Origin of the sequence: Burkholderia sp. AU31652 (genome assembly GCF_002223155.1) — a bacterium.
GTDB lineage: Bacteria > Pseudomonadota > Gammaproteobacteria > Burkholderiales > Burkholderiaceae > Burkholderia.
Genome location: NZ_NKFG01000003.1, coordinates 907,040 through 925,386 on the forward strand (window position 1 = coordinate 907,040; position 18,347 = coordinate 925,386).

Sequence of the window (18,347 nt, forward strand, 5' to 3'; positions counted from 1 at the left end):
TTGCTTTGTGCCGACGTTCGAAATATGGCCGCCCAAGGCTGCGTGGATCGTTGTAGCGTCGATGCCCCAATTGATCCCTACAATGAATCGAGGCGCTGCGAACCGGGAATCCCGGTTGACGCTTGAAGGGCCCAGAAACGGAAAAGGGGCTACGGTATTAACCGTAACCCCTTGATTCCTTGGTCGGAGCGATAGGATTCGAACCTACGACCCTCTGATCCCAAATCAGATGCGCTACCAGGCTGCGCTACGCTCCGACGAGCCAAAGATTGTATCGTTGAACATCTGACCCGGTCAATCCCTATATGCGGGTAAATGCCGCGGCGGCAAACGCCCGCAATTTGCGACAATTCGCCCGGTCATCGGCGGGCCCGCTCGCCGCAGCAAGGAGAACATCATGATGAACCTGATCCTGTGGCGCCATGCCGAAGCCGAAGACTACGCGACGAGCGATCTCGCGCGGCAGTTGACCGTCCGGGGCCGCAAGGACGCGCAGGCGATGGCCAAATGGCTGCGTGGCCGGCTCGAGACGAACGCCGTGATCCTCGTGAGCCCGGCGGCCCGCACCGTGCAGACGGTCGAGGCGCTGACCGACCAGTACCGGACGGTCGACGCGCTCGCGCCGGGCGGCAGCGTCGACGACGTGCTGGCGGCGGCCGGCTGGCCGGAAGGCATCGCGCCGACGGTCGTGATCGTCGGGCACCAGCCGACGCTCGGCAGCGTTGCCGCGCAATTGATCGCCGGCGGCGACGACAGCTGGAGCGTCAAGAAGGGCGGAATCGTGTGGCTGGCGAGCCGCACGCGTGACGGCAGCCGGCAGGCCGTATTGCGCGCGGTATTGACGCCCGATCTGCTGTGAGGCCCGCCTGAAGTGCTTTGAAGGGATTCATCGTACGGTTCTGCAAGCTTTCTGCTAAAGTCAATTCGGCGACACGTCATTGAAAGGACACGGTCGTGCCACATAACGGTCACGGCCGATTACTACATTGGCGGGCATGTCGCCCTATTCCTTACGACCAGGAAAGCCTAATGCGAGAACTGCCGACGCCTACGCTCCCTTTTGCCTCGCTGCCCCTCGACACGTCGCGGCGTCACCTGCCGCGCGCTGCTGAAACCGTCACATCGGAGTATCGCCTGCGCGCCGCATGGGCGCGTACGGAAGACGAATTGCGCGAAGCCCAGCGCCTGCGTTACAGCGTGTTCGCCGAAGAGATGGGCGCGCAGGTCAGCGGCCCGTCCGGTCTCGACGTCGATCCGTTCGATGCGTACTGCGACCATCTGCTGGTTCGCGATCTCGACACGTTGAAAGTCGTCGGTACGTACCGCGTGCTGCCGCCGCACCAGGCGGCGCGGGTCGGCCGCCTGTACGCCGAAGGCGAATTCGACCTGTCGCGCCTCACGCACCTGCGCGGCAAGATGGTCGAGGTGGGCCGCTCGTGCGTGCACAGCGACTACCGCAGCGGCGCCGTCATCATGGCGCTGTGGGGCGGCCTTGGCGCGTACATGATGCAGAACGGCTACGAGACGATGCTCGGCTGCGCGAGCGTGTCGATGGCCGACGGCGGCCACTATGCGGCGAACCTGTACCAGTCGCTGTCGGCAGGCTCGCTGACGGCGCCGGAATATCGCGCGTTCCCGCACACGGCCCTGCCGGTCGACGAACTGCAGACGGGCACCGTCGTGGCGCCGCCGCCGCTGATCAAGGGTTACCTGCGTCTCGGCGCGAAGATCTGCGGTGCGCCGGCCTGGGATCCCGACTTCAACTGCGCGGATTTCCTGACGCTGTTCCGCCTGTCCGACATCAACGCGCGCTACGCCCGCCACTTCCTGGGCTGAGCCGTCGGAATCGCGTCGCGCCCGCTCGCCCGGGCGCGCGCAAGCGAACGCCGTCGCGTGGCACGAGCCGCGCGACGGCGTTCGTCCATCTGATCGATGTGTGTGAGTCGAACCCTGTTAATTTCGGCGATACGCGATCACCACCGTGCCGAGCGACGGCACGTTCGAGAACGGCCCGGGGAAGGGCCGGACGGCAGCGGCGCGCTTAGTGCTTGCGCCGCCAGTCGAGCAGGTGGTGTTCGGCCATCCAGTGGTGGATCATCCCTTCGCCTTCATGGTTGCGCTTGTATTCGCGCGACTCGAAGAACGACAGGGCGACGAGCACCATCAGACCGACGAACAACCCGATCAGGCCGGCAATTTCTTCAGACGACATGGCAGCCTCCTTTCCACGGCACAGCGCCATGCGTACATAGTAGGACATGCGCGGCACGACTCCGAAGCGAGATTTCCGCTAGACTCGGCGCGGTCCCGGCGTGCGATGGGCGCGCCGATTTCCGGAGCCCTACCCGATGACCCGTTTCATGCTGGCCGTGCTGGCCGCATCCTTGCTCGCCGGCTGTACCAGCGATCCGCATCAGGCCCGTCGCGGCCATCCGCCGGAAGATCCGGCCGACTATCACGGCGTGCCGACCGACAGGACGCCGCCGTCGATGCTCGACGCGCCGCCGCCGAAACCCACGCAGTAACGGCTGGTTCGGCTCGCCCGTCAGGCGCGGGCTGCGGGCGCGTCGGCGCCGATGAGCCGCAGCAGCCCCGGCAGGTAGCGCGCCAGCGTCGCGCCGCGCGCGGCCATGAACAGCAGCAGCGCGAACCAGAGGCCGTGATTGCCGAACGTGCCGACGGCGGCGAGCGTGGCCACGACGAAGATCGAGAACGACGCGACCATCGCACGCATCAGCGATTGCGTCTGCGTGGCGCCGATGAACACGCCGTCGAGCAGGAAGCCCCAGACCGACACGATCGGCGAAAGCGCGGCCCACGGCAGGTAGCGCAGCGCCGTTTCGCGGATCTCGGCCTGGTCGGTCAGGCGCGCGACGATCCAGCTGCCGGCGGCCCAGTACACGAGCGTGAACAGCAGCGCGCCGAGCGCAGACCAGAGCAGCGTGACGCGTACGGCCTGCCGGAACGCGCGGCGGTCGCGCGCGCCGGCCGCCGCGCCGACGAGCGCCTCGGCCGCATGTGCGAAGCCGTCGAGGCCGTACGCCATGAACGTCTGGAAATTCAGCAGCAGCGCGTTCGCCGCGAGCGTCGCATCGCCCTGTTTTGCACCGAGGTGCGCGAACCAGCCGAATGCGCCGAGCAGGCACAGCGTGCGCAGGAAGATGTCGCGATTGAGCACGATCAGCCGCTTGAGCGCGACGCGGTCGGCGAGTGCACGTACCGCGATCGGCGCAAGGCCGCGCGGCCGCAGCCGCCACAGCATCCATGCGCCGAGCGCGAAACCGCATGTGTCCGCGGTGGCCGTCGCGGCGCCGATGCCGGCGATGCCCCAGCCGAAGCCATACACGTAGAGCAGCACGGCGCCGATGTTCACGGCATTGATGAACACCTGCGCGACGAGCGCGAGCCGCACGTGCTGCATGCCGAGCAGGTAGCCGAGCACGACGTAGTTCGCGAGCGCGAACGGTGCGCTCCAGATTCGCGCATGGCTGTAGGCGAGCGCCGTGGCGCGGACGGCGTCGCTGCCGCCGAGCGCGGACAGCGCAAATGACAGCAGCGGCACCTGCAGCGCCAGTACCGCGGCGCCGAGTGCGAGCGCGACGATCAACGCGCGCAGCAGGTTCAGGCGGATCCCGGCGGCGTCGCCGGCGCCATGCGCCTGCGCGACGAGGCCCGTCGTCCCCATCCGCAGGAAACCGAACCCCCAGAACACGAAATTGAAGAACAGCCCGCCGAGCGCGACGCCGCCCAGGTACTGCGTGCCGTCGAGGTGGCCCGCGACGGCCGTGTCGACGGCACCGAGGATCGGCTGGGTCAGGTTCGCGAGGACGATCGGGAACGCGAGCGCGAGGACACGCCGGTGCGTGACGGCGGCCGTGCCGGCCCCGTGCGGTAACGCGGCTTCGGACATGGCGGACGCGTCAGGCGCGTTCCTGCACGCAGACCCAAGGCGAGACGACGACCGCCCACAGCTCCGGGTTGCGCGCCGCGTAATCGGCAGCGGTTTCGGCCGGCATGCGTACGACGAGGCCCGCCGACAGCCAGCGCGTGACCTGCTCGGCATCGTCGTCGGCAACGGCTTCCGCGACGCTGACGAGATCGAGGTCGCGTGCCACGGACAGCAGCTTGCCCTGCGCGAAGAAGCGTTCGAGATCGCACCAGTCGATCTTGGCGGTTTCGCCGAGGAGTTTGGCGTAGAGCGGGCTGGGCGACGCGCCCGCGTCGGAGTGGTGATCAGAGGACATCGTTTTCTAGGAAAGACTGCGTGGTGGCGCCACTATAAACCATCCGGCCGGGCCGGCGGCACGGGGGGCGGCCGGCCTACGCGTCGCGCAGCGCGCGGCGCACGATCTTGCCGGTCGCGGTCATCGGCAGGCTGTCGACGAACGCGATCGCGCGCGGATACTCGTGCGCGGCGAGGCGCGTGCGCACATGTGCCTGCAGCGCCTGCACGAGCGCCTCGTCGCCGGTGTGGCCGGGATTCAGCACCACGAACGCCTTGACGATCTCGGTGCGCGTCGCGTCGGGCACGCCGACGACGGCGGCCATCCGCACCGCCGGATGCGTGAGCAGGCAGTCCTCGATCGGGCCCGGGCCAATCCGGTAGCCGGCGCTCGTGATCACGTCGTCGTCGCGGCCGACGAAGCGCACGAAACCGTCGGCGTCGATCGTGCCCGTGTCGCCGGTGAGCAGGTAGTCGCCGGCGAACTTGTCGCGCGTCGCGTCGGCGTTGCGCCAGTATTCGAGGAACATCACCGGATCGGGGCGGCGCACCGCGATGCGCCCTTCGACGCCGGGCGGCAGCGGCGTGCCGTCCGCGTCGACGATCGCGACCGCATGGCCGGGCACCGCCTTGCCGATCGCGCCGGGCTGCGCATCGAACAGCGCCGCGCACGACGACAGCACCATGTTGCACTCGGTCTGCCCGTAGAACTCGTTGATCGTCACGCCGAGCGCGTCGCGCCCCCAGGCCGTCAGCTCGGTGCCGAGCGATTCCCCGCCGCTCGCGACGGATTTCAGCGACAGCGCGTAGCGTTCGCGCGGTGCCGTGACGGTGCGCATCAGCTTCAGCGCGGTGGGCGGCAGGAATGCATGGGTGACACCGTGCCGCGCCATCAGCGCGAACGCCGCGTCGCCGTCGAATTTCTCGAAGCGGCGCGCAAGCACCGGCACGCCGTGATGCCACGACGGCAGCAGCACGTCGAGCAGGCCGCCGATCCATGCCCAGTCGGCGGGCGTCCAGAACAGGCGCGCGTCGCGCGGGAAGCACTGCTGCGACATCTCGACGCCCGGCAGGTGGCCCAGCAACACGCGATGCGCGTGCAGCGCGCCTTTCGGTTTGCCCGTCGTGCCGGACGTATAGATGATGACCGCCGGATCGTCGGCGGCCGTATCGGCCGGCACGAAGTCGGGTGTTTCGGCGGCGAGCGCCGCGTCGTAGCGCAGCACGCCCGGGTGATCGGGCTCATCGGGCGTATCGGGCGCATCGTCGCCGATGCAGTAGACGTTATGCAGTGCCGGCAGCCGGGCGCGCAGCGGCGCGATTTTCGCGTAGCCGGCCGCATCGGTGACGAGCGCAGCCGCCTCGCTGTTCGCGAGCCGGTATTCGAGCGCATCGACGCCGAACAACGTGAAGAGCGGCACCGCGATTGCGCCGAGCTTGTATGCGGCGAGGTGCGCGACGGCCGTTTCGGGGCCCTGCGCGAGAAAGATGCCGATCCGGTCGCCGCGCCGAAGGCCGGCGCGCGCAAAGCTGTTCGCGAGCCGGTTAGAAGCATTCTTCAAGTCGTCGAACGTGATCCGAAAAACGTCGCCTTGCGCCGTTTCATGGATCAGCGCGAGGCGTCCGCTGCCGTCCGCCCACTTGTCGCAGACATCCACGCCGATGTTGTAACGCGCCGGAACGTCCCACGCGAAGCGGGAGAGCAGGTCGTCGTAGCGGTCGGCGGCGGGCAGCATCGAGGTGTCTCCTGGGGGGCGAACGTGGCGTCGCGCGAGCGGCTTACATCAGGATTTCACGCAAACGAATCCACAATGGCGTCTGAGGGTAGGGAATCTTCGTACTCGTCCAATAGCCTCGGCTCAGTGCACGATTCCACAATGACGCATAAGATCACGAAAAAATCAGTGTGTGACCATGGATTTGCTTCTGATAGCTGCGGGGTTCAGCCTGATCGGAATCGGCGTACTGGTAGCGTTTGCCCGTCACGTCGATCCGTTGTCCGGCCGGTTCACCGGACGTCTGCGCAAGCGCTGACATCACCTTTCCCGGTTTTCACCGCGACGACACGCGATGCGTGCCGGCATCGCGTGTCGTCCATCGGGTGCTCAGCGCGCCGGCAGGTAGCGTGACGGGTCGATCGATCGGCCGCCGTAGCGCAACTCGAAATGCAGCGCGACGCGATCGCTGTCGCTGTTGCCCATCTCGGCGATCGATTGCCCTTGCGTGACCGACTGGCCTTCCTTCACCAGCAGCGCGCGGTTGTGCGCGTAGGCGGTCAGGTAGTCGGCGTTGTGCTTGAGGATGATCAGGTTGCCGTAGCCGCGCAGCCCGTTACCCGCATAGACCACCACACCGGGCGCAGCCGCGACCACCGGCGTGCCCGGCGAATTCGCGATGTCGATGCCCTTCGATTTCGAGCCGTCGAACGTGCGGACCACATTGCCGGCTGCCGGCCAGATCAGCGCGATGCTCGAGGCCGGCTTGACGGCCGATTCGACCGGCGCGGAAGGCGCGGGGCGGGCCCGGCCGGCACTGCCGGTGCCGGTGGTCGACGGCGTCGATGCCGTGGTCGTGCCGGGCGGCGGCGCGACGCGCAGCACCTGGCCGACTTCGATCGCATCGGGGTTCGTCATCTGGTTCCAGCGCACGATGCTCGATACCGACGTGCGGTTGTCGCGCGCGATCTTGTAGAGCGTATCGCCGCGTTCGACGCGATAGAACCCGGGGCCGACGGGCGCGGAGCCGCACGCGACGAGCAGGGCGGCGCAGGCGGCTGCGAAGAGTCGCTTCGTTGTTGTTCCGAACATTGAACCTCGCAAAACCCTGCCGCGCGTGACGCGGCAGGCAACACAAAACGTCCGATTTTAACGGGTTCGACCCGCGCACCGCAGTTTGGGCCCTTATCGGGGCTGCGGCGCGCCGGTTCCACGGGTTGCCTGAGGGCGTTTCAGCCTGCGTATCAAGCCTGTGTATCAGCCGGCGAGCGGAAGGACGCGAATCCGCAGCGTGGCCGTTTCGGTCGCGCCCGGCGCGAGCAGGCGCAGCCCGAGGCCGTTGTGGATCGCATCCGGCAGGCCGAGCCACGGCTCGACGCAATAGAAGTCCGAATCCGGCTTTTCGGTCCAGGTCGTGACCGCGTACCACGGGATCGAGCCCGGCACGTCGAGCGCGATCTCGATCGTGCGGCGGCGGCCCGGCATCACGATGCGCACCGGTGTGGCCGGCACGCTGTCGAGGCAGTGGAAGCGGTCGAGGATGTCCGGATTGTCGAGGTGATAGCGGGCTTCGCCCGGCTCGGGCGTGCTGATCGAACCGTCGGCCTGCTGCGCGCAACGATGCGTGGGCGGCAGCTCGAGCGTGGTTTCGGCGCGTTCGCCGTGCGGCAGCGCGAAATAGAAATGGTGGCCGGCGTAGTAGGGCAGCGGCGTGTCGCCGCGATTGGTCGTCGTCAGCGCGACTTCGAGCGTGTGCGAGTCGGCCAGCCGATAGGTCGTTTCGAACCGGAAGTCGAACGGGTAACCGGCGCGCAGCGCGTCGGTCGCGTCGAGCGTCATCGACAGCGCGGCGCCATCGGTCGACGGGTGCGCGGCGAACGGCAGGTCGCGCGCGAACCCGTGCATCGGCAGGTCGCGCACCACGCCGGCGGCGTCGCGCCAGCGGCCGAGTTCGCCGTCGACGCGGTGTCGGCCGAGGAACGGGAACAGCAGCGGGTTGCCGCCGCGCACGCGTGCGAGGTTGCTCCAGTCGGCCGTGTCCGGCCAGAAGATCACCGGTTCGCCGTCGACATCCCATGACAGCAGGCGGCCGCCGAATTGCGGAGCGACCCGGACGAGCGACGGGCCGGCGTGAAGTTCGTGAATGTCGTGTTGCTGGAAGGTCGGCATGGCGAATCGGGTTGGGCGGGTGGACGGGAACGGCGCGCTCCATTATCGGGCCGTGGCGGCTCGGGGAAAACCCTTCTCGGGAAATTGCGAGTTTTTAAGACCGTCATCGGTCGGGATAATGCCTCTAAACCGGTGATGTTGCCGGGTCATGACACTTCGTGGAGGGGGCCATGGATCTGGCAATGGCAATGGGTATCGCACTGTTCGGCATGTTCACCGGCAGCACGGTATTATTTTTCTATCAGCTCGGCCGCTGACGGCAATTCCTGCCGAAGTCGAAAGGCCCGCCATGCAAATGGCGGGCTTTTTACTTTCTAAGTGCTTACAAATTGCAAGCGTTTGTGTGCATTGCCGCAATATCCAGCCAAATGCCTTGGCGCAGTAATCCGGGCTCGGCATAATCGGGGCGCGTTTTTACGGACGCGCATCGCGTCGTCCGCTTCTCTTTCCGCTTAATTTTCACTAAAAGGACCGACGCGTGAGTCTCTGGTTTCTGGTATTCCTGAGCGTCCTGCAGGGCGTCACCGAACTCTTCCCCGTCAGCAGCCTTGGCCATACGCTGCTCGTGCCGGCGCTGTTCGGCATGCACATCGACAAGCACGCCCCGCAACTGCTGCCGTTCCTCGTCGCGCTGCACCTCGGCACCGCGCTGGCGCTGCTGTGGTATTTCCGCGCGCGCTGGATCGCGTTGATCAGCGGCTTCTTCGCGCAGCTCGGCGGCCGCAAGAACGACGACGGGCACCTGATGTGGGCGCTCATCATCGGTACGATCCCGACCGGCATCGTCGGGCTGCTCCTCGAGAAGCGCATCGAACGCGTGTTCCACGACCTGCGGATCGTCGCGGTCGCACTGATCGTGAACGGCGTGCTGCTGTGGCTCGGTGATCGCATCCAGCGCAGCCGCGCGCATCAGGCACCGGAGAAGATGACGTTCAAGCAGGCGTTCTTCGTGGGTCTCGCGCAGATCGGTGCGCTGATTCCGGGCTTCTCGCGCAGCGGGCTGACGATGATCGCCGGTAACGCCGCGGGGCTGACGGCGGAGAAGGCTGCGGAATTCTCGTTCCTGCTCGGTACGCCGATCATTTTCGCGGCGGGGGTGCTCGAGCTGCCGAAGCTGTTCCATGCGCGCGACCAGCTCGCCGATGCGCTGCTCGGCGGCGTGCTGACGGCGATCGCCGCGTACCTGAGCGTGCGGTTCCTGATGCGCTACTTCGAAGGGCGTGGCCGGCTGGCTTCGTTCGGCGTGTATTGCGTGATCGCCGGTGTGTTCTGCCTTGGCTGGTTCATGCTGCATCCGCAGCCGGTTTGATGCTGCGAAGGTCGATCTCGCGTGATGTGGCGCGATGATCGGGTATAATTTCGGGCTTGGGTTCATGCCGGGCCCGTTTTGTTTCGGGGCTTCGAGTTGGTGGTTTTGCTGCCGCTTGAAGCCTTGCATCAAATGCAGCCCGCGCCGGCCGTGTCTTTTCTCCCCGACCGCCCTTAGCTCAGTTGGATAGAGCAACGGCCTTCTAAGCCGTAGGTCACACGTTCGAATCGTGTAGGGCGGGCCAGTCCGATCAAGCTTCTGCGGTTGCCTTCCTCGACGCACGTCTCCGTACTGGAGTTCCATGTAACCGCTATGTAACCTGATTTCATCAATTCGGGGCGAGGACCGTGCCGCACACAAGTTTTGGAATGCACGCGCCGCGCTCGGTGGATTCCAGGATCGCGTCTCGATACAAAACCTAGCAAATTCGCCATACCCCTTATAAGACAAGGTCCCATCAATTCGACAGGGCCATTGTGTACCGTAGTGTGTACCATAAACATTGGGTGCCAAATCAATCGAGCGCAGGATTTGCCGGCGGCCTCCGGACATGCTGAGCGGAAATGGCAGAGTTCGGGCGTAGGGCCCAACTTGAAAATTCATGGCGATGGAGCGAACCATCGTGCCCGCAAAGCGAGCTTCCACTTAATAGCAGGCGATGTCCCAGCCGATGTCGATGCCTTACCTAGGCGAGGTGTGAGCCAAGATTAACTGGGCGGAACACGGCAGGTAACATTTTTCGGGTACTCACGACTTGTCAAGCTTCACACTTCGGCCGGATGATAGCCGACGTTACAGATTGACGCATGCGCGCTTTGATGATTGCCGTCACATTGCTGACGGTTTCGCAAAGTGACGTCGCCCATTCCAACGAGGACAGCCACCAACTGCAACGTTGGATAGCGGCAAAACCCGCGTCGTCAATGTTCTCGTGCGATACCTCCAAGAGCACGCGCAAATAAGACAATCGTTTTGAAAGATAACGGGGTACGGGGTGAAACATGAAGATCGGACAACTTCGGGGCGCAGCTGCCTGCATATCTCTCGCCGCGGCCTGCAACACGTTTGCGGCAAACTGGGTCGAGATCGGCCGATCTTCGGATGGAACCGCAACCGTCCTACTTGACGTCACGAGCGTGGCATTCTCTGGCGGCCATGCAAAAGCATGGTTTCTACAGGACAACATGTACTCACTGGATGTGCCCGGCACATACGTCAACACGAGATATGTGTCCGATAAGGCGCTAGTGCTGTTTAACTGCGATCAGCGAACGTCTGCTGCAACACAAACCGTCTACTACGACGATCATCGCGGGAATGGCAAAGTCGTTTGGTCGTGGTCGACGGCTCCAGCTACAGCAGTCTATTCAGACATCGTTCCAGACACCATTGGAGAGGCTATGCTCGAAAGCGTCTGTGCATTCCGACACAAGACAAAGTCCGCACGAAAGTCGCTCGGGCCATCGATGTGATCGGGTCTTGTATCAGCTGAGCACTAAGCCGGCGCGAATGTCAAACCCCAACGAATTCAGTGGCGCCTATCCGGAACCTCGGGACGCGCTAATTGCGCGACTCACAGCGCTGTATCCGCACCTTATGGACGTGGAGCTGGAGGCGTTCGGTCTGTAGAAACCAACGGGGACGTTGGCCCCCATTTTCGATTGCATTGCGTTCCCCCCTTAGGGAGACTTACGAATATCCTCAGCGGCCTTTTCCTTCATCAGGTCACACATCTGCCGCGTCATCCGGCGCTCACTCCCCAATGCGCTATCAGCGATCATTTGATCGCATGCTGCTTCAACCCGTGCTTGCTGATCATATGCTGCACTTCTTTCTGGTGACATCGTTGCCCCGACGATGAGCAACACGGTTAAAAAAACGCATGCGCCGCCGCCCACGATATACATTGCCTTTTTCATTGTTTCCCCCGAATACCCACCTCGACGACGGCGAGCTTTAATAACTGCCGGCATGCAGTCGAGCAGCGACCTCGACTCGACGTCGACCAATGCGGCTACTTTAGTAGACGCGCATTTCACTCTAAATGCTCCATGCGTCGTCACGGCCCGTTCGCATTCGCTTGAACGGTGACCGCCGTCAGAGCCCACACGAACGCCGCGATCCAGCCGATCACGGACCACCCGAGTAGCACGTTTAGCGCTGTAATCGCGGTTCGGTTGTGGTGACGCCGGCGAAACGCGATGATGGCCGGAATAAAATAAAGCAGGAGCAACATGATGAGGAAGCCGCTGCCGTCGTGAGTCTGTGACGACGTACTGCTTTCGGCAGCATGTGCGCTCTGCGCAATAAAGGACTGATGGTCATGCATGGTGGTCACCCCGTACCTAGACAGTCGCGCGAGACGGCCGCGAACAAATTCGCGACACCTTGCCGGCCGTTCGTTCGCCCGATGGTTATCTTTGTGGCTCACTGAGCGTGATGTGCAGCCGTTCACCTGCGCGTCTTGGCCATGCTGCAAGTCGCATGCCACCCGTTGCGTTTGCGATTCGCGCATTGAAACCGTGCCTCAAAGGTGACGAAACGCACTTTGACGAGAGGAGAATGTTTCAACTTCGAAACAGGCTGGACGCCTCACGAGGCTGCACCACTGCTGCTTCCCCGCTGATAGGCCCTGTCAGCGCGCCAGATGCGCAGCTGAGAACCGACTGCGCGCCGTGCTGCTCGACGATCGAATTGGTTGCGAAAGCGAAACCTGCGTTCTATAAAGGCGGCCAAAGCCGCCATGCCCGATCAGGACGTCCTGGCATACTGCTCCAGTCGGCCGATTCGCTGTTCGAGATCGCACATTTCGAACATCTTCGCGATCTGCGACAGCGCGAAGACGAAGCGCGCGCCGTCCTGGCTGTCGATCCGGTTCGTCCGCATGTCGCGGTAGACTTTCGCCATTTCTCGGCGTACAGCGTCGAGGTTGTGCAAGTTGACGCGGGGGGCAGGCAAAACGACGAGTTCAGTCGTTGCCTCGCTCACCGGGTAGGCGTTTGTGAATTTTCGCCGCATAGCACCTCCCTTTTTTCACGGTCGCGACGGCCGTTATCCGGCAACCAGACGACGTAAGTCAGGTCGCGTTCTCGCGCAACCGCGTCGAAGTCCGGCGGGTTGCTAGGATCGTAGATCAGCACGCAATAGGTAACGTTCGTCTCGACGGACTGAACAGCGAGCGTCTCCTCAAGTCGCTCGATGCGAGTCTTGATTGTCATGGCATCCCTCCGGTACCCGAGCGTGGTATTACCGGCGGTGGTTGCTGCTGAACGTCCTGCGCGGCGCGGCTGCGCACGACGTTCAGCCTGTCGCGAAACCACGTGAGATCGTCGCGCACGGTCGAGAGCGAAGGCTGGTGCTCAACCAGGTAGAAGATGTAGGCGCGGTACTCTGCTGACCATCTGTCGATCGCAGCCAACTCCGCGACCAGCATGCGCAGTTCGCACCGCCACTCCGCTAGCATCTCCAGCGTGATGCACGGCCCCCAAGGGCAAAACGATGCTCCGCTCTCTTCGTCACGAGGCCAGCCGACGCCGGCGTCGCGACTAGAACGAGCATCAGGCGAGGCAGTGCCAGAAGTGCCATGAACCCCTTCTGGCACCTCTGGCACCGAAGCGTGTACACCCCTTTTCAGTTTCAGGCGTTCGAGATACGGATTCATGGTTGCGTATCCGGGTGCATTTCGAACACCGTTTTAGTGCGCCCGTCTGTTGCTAGGGTGACGCCGCGAACCCAGCCATACTCGCCGAGCACGCTAAGCGCGTTGGCAACATCTTCCGGTGTTTGCAACATCGACCAATGGTGACGATAAATGTCGCGTGCTGTGAACCGGTCAGCCACCTCACCATGACGTATACGCTTGAGCAGCGCCTTTGCACTGTCAAGGTCATCACCGGTTCCCAGGGCATAAGCACGTTCGGCATGCGATCGAAGGTAATGAGCCCAGGCCAGTGCACGCAGCATCGCGGAATCACTTATTGCCCCCTTGCCGTCGTTCGCAAGATGACAAAGCAGCGCCAGACTGGGCACAAGCTTCCGGTACTTCGCGAGATGGGATTCGACAGCCGGGTGCAGATGTCCGCTGCGCAGATCGCTCTCGTAAGCAATTCGCCATTCGAGAAAGTGCTCGGCCGCCGCCTCGTCGAGTCGAAGGAAAGGCGGCTGTCGGAAATCTGGTTGATTGTCGTGTCCGGTGACGATTTCGGCTCCCCAGTCGCCCAGCGGATCGGCAGCATCAAGCCTCGCGAATAACGCAAAGGCTTTTCGCTGCGCGTCACTGTCGGGAATTCGATCGACGTTGCACCACTCGCCTGCGACGTCTGGATACACCAACAGGCCGAAGCGTTGAATCAATCCATCGTCGGCAGCGCCACCTTGCGTCGCGGCACGGATGTATCCCGCAATTCGGCCCGGTTGCGTCGAGCCGAGCACGGACAGGCAAACAGCCTCCGCGCGCAGGTTACGGCCACGGCCGATTCGGTCAGCCACATATGGTTGGTTGCCGTTCCACCCGGTCAGATAGAAGCCGCGTGAACCTTCCTGTCCGTCCCGTTCAAGAGATTGCAACAGGGACGCCAGCTCGTCACGATACGCACCGATGCCTTTCGGATTCTCACGACAGATTTCGAGTAGCGCTTCACACGTCGTATCGTTGACCAGATAGCGCCGCATGCCCGGCGCTTCGGGTTCCAGGATCGATTCAAAATTGACACTCGCCGCCGGATTCTCCGCAAGCTGTCTTGCGATGCTCTTTTTCTGCGCGTCGAGCCGCATCGCATGAATCTGCGCGGCTGCATCATATTCGGCCTTCTAAGCCGTAGGTCACACGTTCGAATCGTGTAGGGCGGGCCAGCTTGATTCCTCAAGGACCTTCACCAGTCCGCCTCGGTTATCCAGCCCCCTCACTCAACCGTCACCGATTTCGCCAGATTCCTCGGCTTGTCGATATCCGCGCCACGCAGACACGCCGCGTGATACGCAAGCAGCTGCAACGGCACCACATGCAGGATCGGCGACAACAACCCGTAGTAATCGGGCATCCGCAGCACCGACACGCCTTCGCTGTTGTCGATTCGCGTATCGGCATCGGCGAACACGTAAAGCTGCCCGCCGCGCGCCCGCACTTCCTGCATGTTCGACTTCAGCTTCTCGAGCAACGCGTCGTTCGGCGCGATCGTGGCAACCGGCATCGTGTGCGTTACGAGCGCGAGCGGCCCATGCTTCAACTCGCCCGCGGGATACGCCTCCGCGTGGATATACGAAATCTCCTTCAGCTTCAGCGCGCCTTCGAGCGCGATCGGGTAGTGCAGCCCGCGCCCGAGAAACAGCGCATTCTCGTGTTGCGAGAATTCCTCCGCCCAGCGCTCGATTTGCGGTTCGAGCCCGAGCACATCCTCGAGTGCACCAGGCAGCCGCCGCAATTGCATCGTGTAGCGCGCGAGCTGCGCATCGTCGACGTAGCCGCGCAGCCGGCCGAGCGTGACCGCGAGAATGAACAGCGCAACGAGTTGCGTCGTGAACGCCTTGGTCGACGCGACGCCGATTTCCGGGCCGGCCCGCGTCAGGAAGCGCAGGCCGGTCTGCCGCATCATCGCGCTGGTCGGTACATTGCAGATCGCCAGCGTGTCGATATGGCCCAGCGCCTGCGCGTACTTGAGCGCGGCGAGCGTGTCGGCGGTCTCGCCGGATTGCGACACGCTCACCACCAGCGTATTCGGCATCGCGAGTGCGTCGCTGTAACGGTATTCGCTCGCGATCTCGACCTGCGCGGGCACGCGCGCGATCGTTTCGAGCCAGCGGCGCGCGGTCAGGCCGGAATAGTGGCTCGTGCCGCACGCGAGAATCAGCACGTTGTCGATCTGCTCGAACGCTCGCGCGGCGTCGGGGCCGAATACGGCCGGATCGAACAGCCCCGCGTCCGGGATGGTCGCGGCCACGGCCTCCGGTTGCTCGAAAATCTCCTTCTGCATGAAATGCCGGTACGGCCCGAGTTCGACCGCGGCCTGCGCGGAGGAAATGGTTTGTACCGCGCGCTCGACCGGTGCGCCGCCACGATCGAGTACGCGAACGCCGCCCGGCGTCAGTTCGACGATGTCGCCTTCCTCGAGAAAGATGAAGCGGTCGGTGATGCCAGCGAGCGCGAGTGCGTCGGAGGCGAGAAAGCACTCGCCGTCCTTCAAGCCGACGACGAGCGGTGAGCCGACCTTCGCGCCGATCAGCCTTTGCGGCTCATGCTTGCTGAACACGGCGATCGCGTAGGCGCCGTGAAGCTGCGATGTCGCCGCGCGCACGGCGGCGAGCAGGTCGCCGCGATACTGGCTGTGGATCAGGTGCGCGACGACCTCGGTGTCGGTCTGACCGTCGAATTCGTAGTGCGCGTCTGAAAGTTGCCTGCGCAACGTTTCGTGGTTTTCGATGATGCCGTTGTGCACGAGCGCGATTTCGTCGCGCGAGAAGATCGGATGCGCGTTGCAGGTTGCCGGTGCGCCATGCGTCGCCCAGCGCGTGTGCGCGATGCCGGTGCTGCCGGTCAGGCCGGTGGTGCGCACGTGCGCGTCGAGATCGGCGACACGCGACACACTGCGTTCGCGACGCGCCTGGCCGTTCACGACCGTCGCCACGCCGCATGAATCGTAGCCGCGATACTCGAGGCGACGCAATCCTTCAATCAGAATCGGGACGATGTCCCGTTGCGCGACCGCGCCGACGATGCCACACATGACACGTTTCCTCCCTGTTAGTCCTCATGGACCGCGCACGCCGTTGCGTCAGCGCGATGCGGTTGCCGTTGCCGCTGCCGTCGTGAATCCGCATCGAGCGGGGATGACGGGCGCGGCCATCCGGCTTTCGAATGCCAGATAAAGCGACTCCTCCAGTACGTTCCAGTGCGCGCCGTGCCGGTATGGGGCCGATCGCGCTTGCCAGCAGGCGACGGTGCCCCAATCGTTCATCTTGAGCGCAACCAGCGCGATCAAGCTCCACGGATAATCGGTGTTGGCGAGTTGCGGCCAGCTCTTGCCGTGCTTCCGCATCCACTGCGCGTAGAACGTCTCGCCGGATTGTTCGGGTACCTGAATACCTGAGAGGAGCGGGAGGATCTGCGCGATCTTCGCCGGATAAAAACTCGTATCGCTGACCTGCTGCGTGCTCGCACGAAACCCGGATCCGCTGCCGCGCCAGAAGACCCTCAGGATCGCGGATGCCAGCTGGTCGGCACGCTGGCTCCACGGTCCCGCATGCGTGGAGTCGGCGCGTCGGACGTAGTACGCCGCGAGGGCCTGGAACGCGCTGTGGACTTCGACGTTGTCCATCAGTAATGCGACATGCAGCGACGACGAGATCTGATAGACGCCGGACGCCTTGTCGAGCAGCGTGTCCAGGTGCAAACCGGCACGGTTCAGGCTGAGTTCCCACGCGGCGGGCAAGCCGTCGGGCGGCGCGAAGCGAGCGAGCAGTTCGATCCAGGTCGCGATCATCGCGTCGTCGGTTTCCGCGTCGGCGCATGCGCGGTAGCGGCCATTCTTCACGCAGTAGCGATCGAAACCGCCATCCGGGCGCTGGCGCGGCAGCAGCCATGCGATCCACGCGAGTGCCGCCGGACGGGCATCGAGTTGCGCGTCGGACGCGGCGAGCAGCGCCTTCGCCGCGAAATACGGATCGATGCCGACGCCGTTCAGGCGCACGGTGATCGCACCGTCGGCGCGTTGGTACAGCCCGTTGAGGCGAAGTTCGGCGGCGCTTGCGTGCAGCGCGAAACCGCACGCAGCGATACAGCAGGCGACGTGCCACAGGCGACACAGTGCGACGGTGGCCGCTACGCGAGAGCGTACGGTCGGGCAAAGCGCGGGCCGGTTCATGGTCTTGGGCTCCTGCGCGGCGGTCCTGTGCAATCGTCGCCGGGCGAGGCGTTGGCCGCGTCGCGCCCGGCGTGCGTGTCGACGTTGTGGCTCGGGCCGCCGTAGTGCGGGTGAACCCGAGGCTGGTACCGATGTTTGCGTTCACGGGCCGGTTCCTGGCTTCGAAGCCGGAACCGGGCTCGTGGATCGCGCGTACTTCAACGGGTCGCGTCGGCTCGTTCGGATCGCCGGAGCACTCGTTCGCTCCACGCGGACGCGTCGCGTTTCCCTCCTGTTTCGTTGCCTGGGTGCCCCGGTTCGTCCGCTGCCGGGCGAGTGTTTCGGGGCACACCTGTCTGTCATTAAGCAAGGCGTGAGCCATCGGCCGCGATGCCACGCGCGGCAAGGGGCGGGGGTGGAGGGTGGGCGCCTGGCGCGAACGACGGCGATGATTTTTGATTCAACGAAGAATCAGCGTGCGCACCCGCCGAATGCCCGCACTTGATCGGCGTCGCGGCATGGACGTGTCGTGCGTGGAGCGAATCGTCTGCCGAACCTGCGCCGCCTTGGCAGTGCGATGTCGCGCGGGGATGCGCATCGCGTCGTGCGTTCCATGTGCATCGGCTGGCGTGCCGGTGTGCTTCATGAGCGCGCGTGGGTTAGATGGGCCGGACGCCGATGCAACCGCCCCGTTCCGGACCCGCGTTACACATTCGCAACGTTTCCCGCGCCGTCGATTCGTGCGACGTGAATGACGTTGCGTGTCGGGTTGAACCATCGAGGATGACCACCGCCAGACGATCGATCTTGCCGCCGTCTGCACAGACAAAAGTGGCGGATCAAGGAAGCGCAACGCGCTTCGACAGATGCGAGCGATTCGATGCGCGACGGACGCTCGACATGCGTTCGAGATTCGTCGGACGACGTCGTCGAAGGGACCGTGCGACTGCCCCGGTGTTTGCGTGTATCGCGCCTGATTGGCGTAGCAGTTGTGAAACATTCCGTCGCGCACTGCAGGTGCGCGGTGCACGCAGCGGTGAACCGGATACGGTCGCAGGGCGGCTGGTTTGAATATTGCTGTAGAGGAAAAGACGTGA

General features: G+C 64.1%; 18 protein-coding genes, 3 tRNA genes and 1 pseudogene. 7 read left to right on the top strand and 15 right to left on the bottom strand.

Translation table 11 applies throughout. The features are described from left to right. Positions 1-180: 180 nt before the first annotated feature. Positions 181-257, bottom strand: a tRNA-Pro gene (locus CFB40_RS06945). A 140-nt stretch (positions 258-397) separates the two neighbouring features. Here CFB40_RS06945 and sixA point away from each other — a divergent pair. Beyond that, positions 398-859: a phosphohistidine phosphatase SixA gene (sixA, locus tag CFB40_RS06950; protein ID WP_089425011.1), complete on the top strand. Its 462-nt coding sequence runs from the start codon at positions 398-400 to the stop codon at positions 857-859. A gap of 170 nt (positions 860-1,029) precedes the next feature. Continuing rightward, complete coding sequence (locus CFB40_RS06955) at positions 1,030-1,836, top strand: GNAT family N-acetyltransferase (protein WP_011351620.1); 807 nt, start codon at positions 1,030-1,032, stop codon at positions 1,834-1,836. 205 nt (positions 1,837-2,041) lie between these two features. On the opposite strand, the gene CFB40_RS06960 is transcribed toward CFB40_RS06955, so the two are convergent. Beyond that, positions 2,042-2,212 carry a hypothetical protein gene (locus CFB40_RS06960; RefSeq protein ID WP_171026759.1) on the bottom strand — a complete coding sequence of 57 codons (171 nt, stop codon included), beginning with the start codon at positions 2,210-2,212 and terminating at the stop codon, positions 2,042-2,044. A 136-nt stretch (positions 2,213-2,348) separates the two neighbouring features. On the opposite strand from CFB40_RS06960, the gene CFB40_RS38570 reads away from it, so the two are divergent. Continuing rightward, a complete protein-coding gene (locus CFB40_RS38570) occupies positions 2,349-2,525 on the top strand; it encodes a hypothetical protein (protein ID WP_089430887.1) in 177 nt (58 codons plus the stop codon). Positions 2,526-2,545: 20 nt separating this feature from the next. Here the strand turns inward: CFB40_RS38570 and CFB40_RS06970 are convergent, their stop codons facing one another. The 5 genes from CFB40_RS06970 to CFB40_RS06990 form a co-directional block, all read right to left on the bottom strand. Continuing rightward, entirely contained in the window at positions 2,546-3,910 is a 1,365-nt protein-coding gene (locus CFB40_RS06970) for an MATE family efflux transporter (protein ID WP_089430888.1), read from the bottom strand. 10 nt (positions 3,911-3,920) lie between these two features. Next, complete coding sequence (locus tag CFB40_RS06975; protein WP_089425015.1) at positions 3,921-4,244, bottom strand: DUF2288 domain-containing protein; 324 nt, start codon at positions 4,242-4,244, stop codon at positions 3,921-3,923. 76 nt (positions 4,245-4,320) lie between these two features. Continuing rightward, entirely contained in the window at positions 4,321-5,958 is a 1,638-nt protein-coding gene (locus tag CFB40_RS06980) for an acyl-CoA synthetase (RefSeq protein WP_089430889.1), read from the bottom strand. 369 nt (positions 5,959-6,327) lie between these two features. After that, positions 6,328-7,029 carry a peptidoglycan DD-metalloendopeptidase family protein gene (locus CFB40_RS06985; protein WP_089430890.1) on the bottom strand — a complete coding sequence of 234 codons (702 nt, stop codon included), beginning with the start codon at positions 7,027-7,029 and terminating at the stop codon, positions 6,328-6,330. 165 nt (positions 7,030-7,194) lie between these two features. Next, positions 7,195-8,106, bottom strand: coding sequence for an aldose epimerase family protein (locus CFB40_RS06990; RefSeq protein ID WP_089430891.1), 912 nt, complete (start codon positions 8,104-8,106; stop codon positions 7,195-7,197). 478 nt (positions 8,107-8,584) lie between these two features. Between CFB40_RS06990 and CFB40_RS06995 the strand changes: the two genes are divergently transcribed. The 3 genes from CFB40_RS06995 (at position 8,585) to CFB40_RS39480 (ending at position 10,887) form a co-directional block, all read left to right on the top strand. Further along, positions 8,585-9,415: an undecaprenyl-diphosphate phosphatase gene (locus CFB40_RS06995; RefSeq protein WP_039347620.1), complete on the top strand. Its 831-nt coding sequence runs from the start codon at positions 8,585-8,587 to the stop codon at positions 9,413-9,415. 167 nt (positions 9,416-9,582) lie between these two features. Beyond that, a tRNA-Arg gene (locus CFB40_RS07000) sits at positions 9,583-9,659 on the top strand. A gap of 757 nt (positions 9,660-10,416) precedes the next feature. Next, on the top strand, positions 10,417-10,887 hold the full coding sequence (locus tag CFB40_RS39480; RefSeq protein ID WP_368035225.1) for a surface-adhesin E family protein: 471 nt from the start codon (positions 10,417-10,419) through the stop codon (positions 10,885-10,887). A 207-nt stretch (positions 10,888-11,094) separates the two neighbouring features. Here CFB40_RS39480 and CFB40_RS37810 read toward each other — a convergent pair whose 3' ends face one another. The 6 genes and pseudogenes from CFB40_RS37810 to CFB40_RS07020 all read right to left on the bottom strand — a co-directional run. Then, positions 11,095-11,334: a hypothetical protein gene (locus tag CFB40_RS37810; RefSeq protein ID WP_143329819.1), complete on the bottom strand. Its 240-nt coding sequence runs from the start codon at positions 11,332-11,334 to the stop codon at positions 11,095-11,097. Between the two features lie 140 nt (positions 11,335-11,474). Continuing rightward, positions 11,475-11,744 (bottom strand): superinfection immunity protein, encoded by a 270-nt coding sequence (locus CFB40_RS07005; protein ID WP_089431385.1) that lies wholly within the window; start codon positions 11,742-11,744, stop codon positions 11,475-11,477. A 422-nt stretch (positions 11,745-12,166) separates the two neighbouring features. Then, complete coding sequence (locus tag CFB40_RS07010; RefSeq protein ID WP_208457426.1) at positions 12,167-12,403, bottom strand: hypothetical protein; 237 nt, start codon at positions 12,401-12,403, stop codon at positions 12,167-12,169. Further along, complete coding sequence (locus CFB40_RS37815; RefSeq protein ID WP_143329820.1) at positions 12,400-12,633, bottom strand: hypothetical protein; 234 nt, start codon at positions 12,631-12,633, stop codon at positions 12,400-12,402. The genes CFB40_RS07010 and CFB40_RS37815 overlap by 4 nt, the downstream gene beginning before the upstream one ends. Beyond that, positions 12,630-13,076, bottom strand: a complete 447-nt coding sequence (locus CFB40_RS37820) for a hypothetical protein (RefSeq protein WP_143329821.1) — start codon at positions 13,074-13,076, stop codon at positions 12,630-12,632. The genes CFB40_RS37815 and CFB40_RS37820 overlap by 4 nt, the downstream gene beginning before the upstream one ends. Continuing rightward, a pseudogene (locus tag CFB40_RS07020) lies at positions 13,073-14,209 on the bottom strand (DUF3987 domain-containing protein); the annotation flags it as partial. The pseudogene CFB40_RS07020 and the gene CFB40_RS37820, both read right to left, overlap by 4 nt. Here CFB40_RS07020 and CFB40_RS38575 point away from each other — a divergent pair. Further along, positions 14,188-14,266: transfer RNA gene (locus CFB40_RS38575), tRNA-Arg, on the top strand. The pseudogene CFB40_RS07020 and the gene CFB40_RS38575 sit on opposite strands and share 22 nt — an antisense overlap. 50 nt (positions 14,267-14,316) lie before the next feature. Here CFB40_RS38575 and glmS read toward each other — a convergent pair. Together glmS and CFB40_RS07030 are read right to left on the bottom strand one after the other, a co-directional pair. Continuing rightward, positions 14,317-16,134 (bottom strand): glutamine--fructose-6-phosphate transaminase (isomerizing), encoded by a 1,818-nt coding sequence (gene glmS, locus CFB40_RS07025; RefSeq protein WP_089425068.1) that lies wholly within the window; start codon positions 16,132-16,134, stop codon positions 14,317-14,319. A 48-nt stretch (positions 16,135-16,182) separates the two neighbouring features. Beyond that, a complete protein-coding gene (locus CFB40_RS07030; RefSeq protein ID WP_089430895.1) occupies positions 16,183-17,271 on the bottom strand; it encodes a hypothetical protein in 1,089 nt (362 codons plus the stop codon). Positions 17,272-18,347 lie beyond the last annotated feature (1,076 nt).

What these genes read in the sequence shown, in the direction of transcription:
- sixA (WP_089425011.1), top strand. Translation starts at nt 398, where the DNA reads ATGATGAACCTGATCCTGTGGCGCCATGCCGAAGCCGAAGACTACGCG.
- CFB40_RS06955 (WP_011351620.1), top strand. Translation starts at nt 1,030, where the DNA reads ATGCGAGAACTGCCGACGCCTACGCTCCCTTTTGCCTCGCTGCCCCTC.
- CFB40_RS06960 (WP_171026759.1), bottom strand. Translation starts at nt 2,212, where the DNA reads ATGTCGTCTGAAGAAATTGCCGGCCTGATCGGGTTGTTCGTCGGTCTG.
- CFB40_RS38570 (WP_089430887.1), top strand. Translation starts at nt 2,349, where the DNA reads ATGACCCGTTTCATGCTGGCCGTGCTGGCCGCATCCTTGCTCGCCGGC.
- CFB40_RS06970 (WP_089430888.1), bottom strand. Translation starts at nt 3,910, where the DNA reads ATGTCCGAAGCCGCGTTACCGCACGGGGCCGGCACGGCCGCCGTCACG.
- CFB40_RS06975 (WP_089425015.1), bottom strand. Translation starts at nt 4,244, where the DNA reads ATGTCCTCTGATCACCACTCCGACGCGGGCGCGTCGCCCAGCCCGCTC.
- CFB40_RS06980 (WP_089430889.1), bottom strand. Translation starts at nt 5,958, where the DNA reads ATGCTGCCCGCCGCCGACCGCTACGACGACCTGCTCTCCCGCTTCGCG.
- CFB40_RS06985 (WP_089430890.1), bottom strand. Translation starts at nt 7,029, where the DNA reads ATGTTCGGAACAACAACGAAGCGACTCTTCGCAGCCGCCTGCGCCGCC.
- CFB40_RS06990 (WP_089430891.1), bottom strand. Translation starts at nt 8,106, where the DNA reads ATGCCGACCTTCCAGCAACACGACATTCACGAACTTCACGCCGGCCCG.
- CFB40_RS39480 (WP_368035225.1), top strand. Translation starts at nt 10,417, where the DNA reads ATGAAGATCGGACAACTTCGGGGCGCAGCTGCCTGCATATCTCTCGCC.
- CFB40_RS37810 (WP_143329819.1), bottom strand. Translation starts at nt 11,334, where the DNA reads ATGAAAAAGGCAATGTATATCGTGGGCGGCGGCGCATGCGTTTTTTTA.
- CFB40_RS07005 (WP_089431385.1), bottom strand. Translation starts at nt 11,744, where the DNA reads ATGCATGACCATCAGTCCTTTATTGCGCAGAGCGCACATGCTGCCGAA.
- CFB40_RS37815 (WP_143329820.1), bottom strand. Translation starts at nt 12,633, where the DNA reads ATGACAATCAAGACTCGCATCGAGCGACTTGAGGAGACGCTCGCTGTT.
- CFB40_RS37820 (WP_143329821.1), bottom strand. Translation starts at nt 13,076, where the DNA reads ATGAATCCGTATCTCGAACGCCTGAAACTGAAAAGGGGTGTACACGCT.
- glmS (WP_089425068.1), bottom strand. Translation starts at nt 16,134, where the DNA reads ATGTGTGGCATCGTCGGCGCGGTCGCGCAACGGGACATCGTCCCGATT.
- CFB40_RS07030 (WP_089430895.1), bottom strand. Translation starts at nt 17,271, where the DNA reads ATGAACCGGCCCGCGCTTTGCCCGACCGTACGCTCTCGCGTAGCGGCC.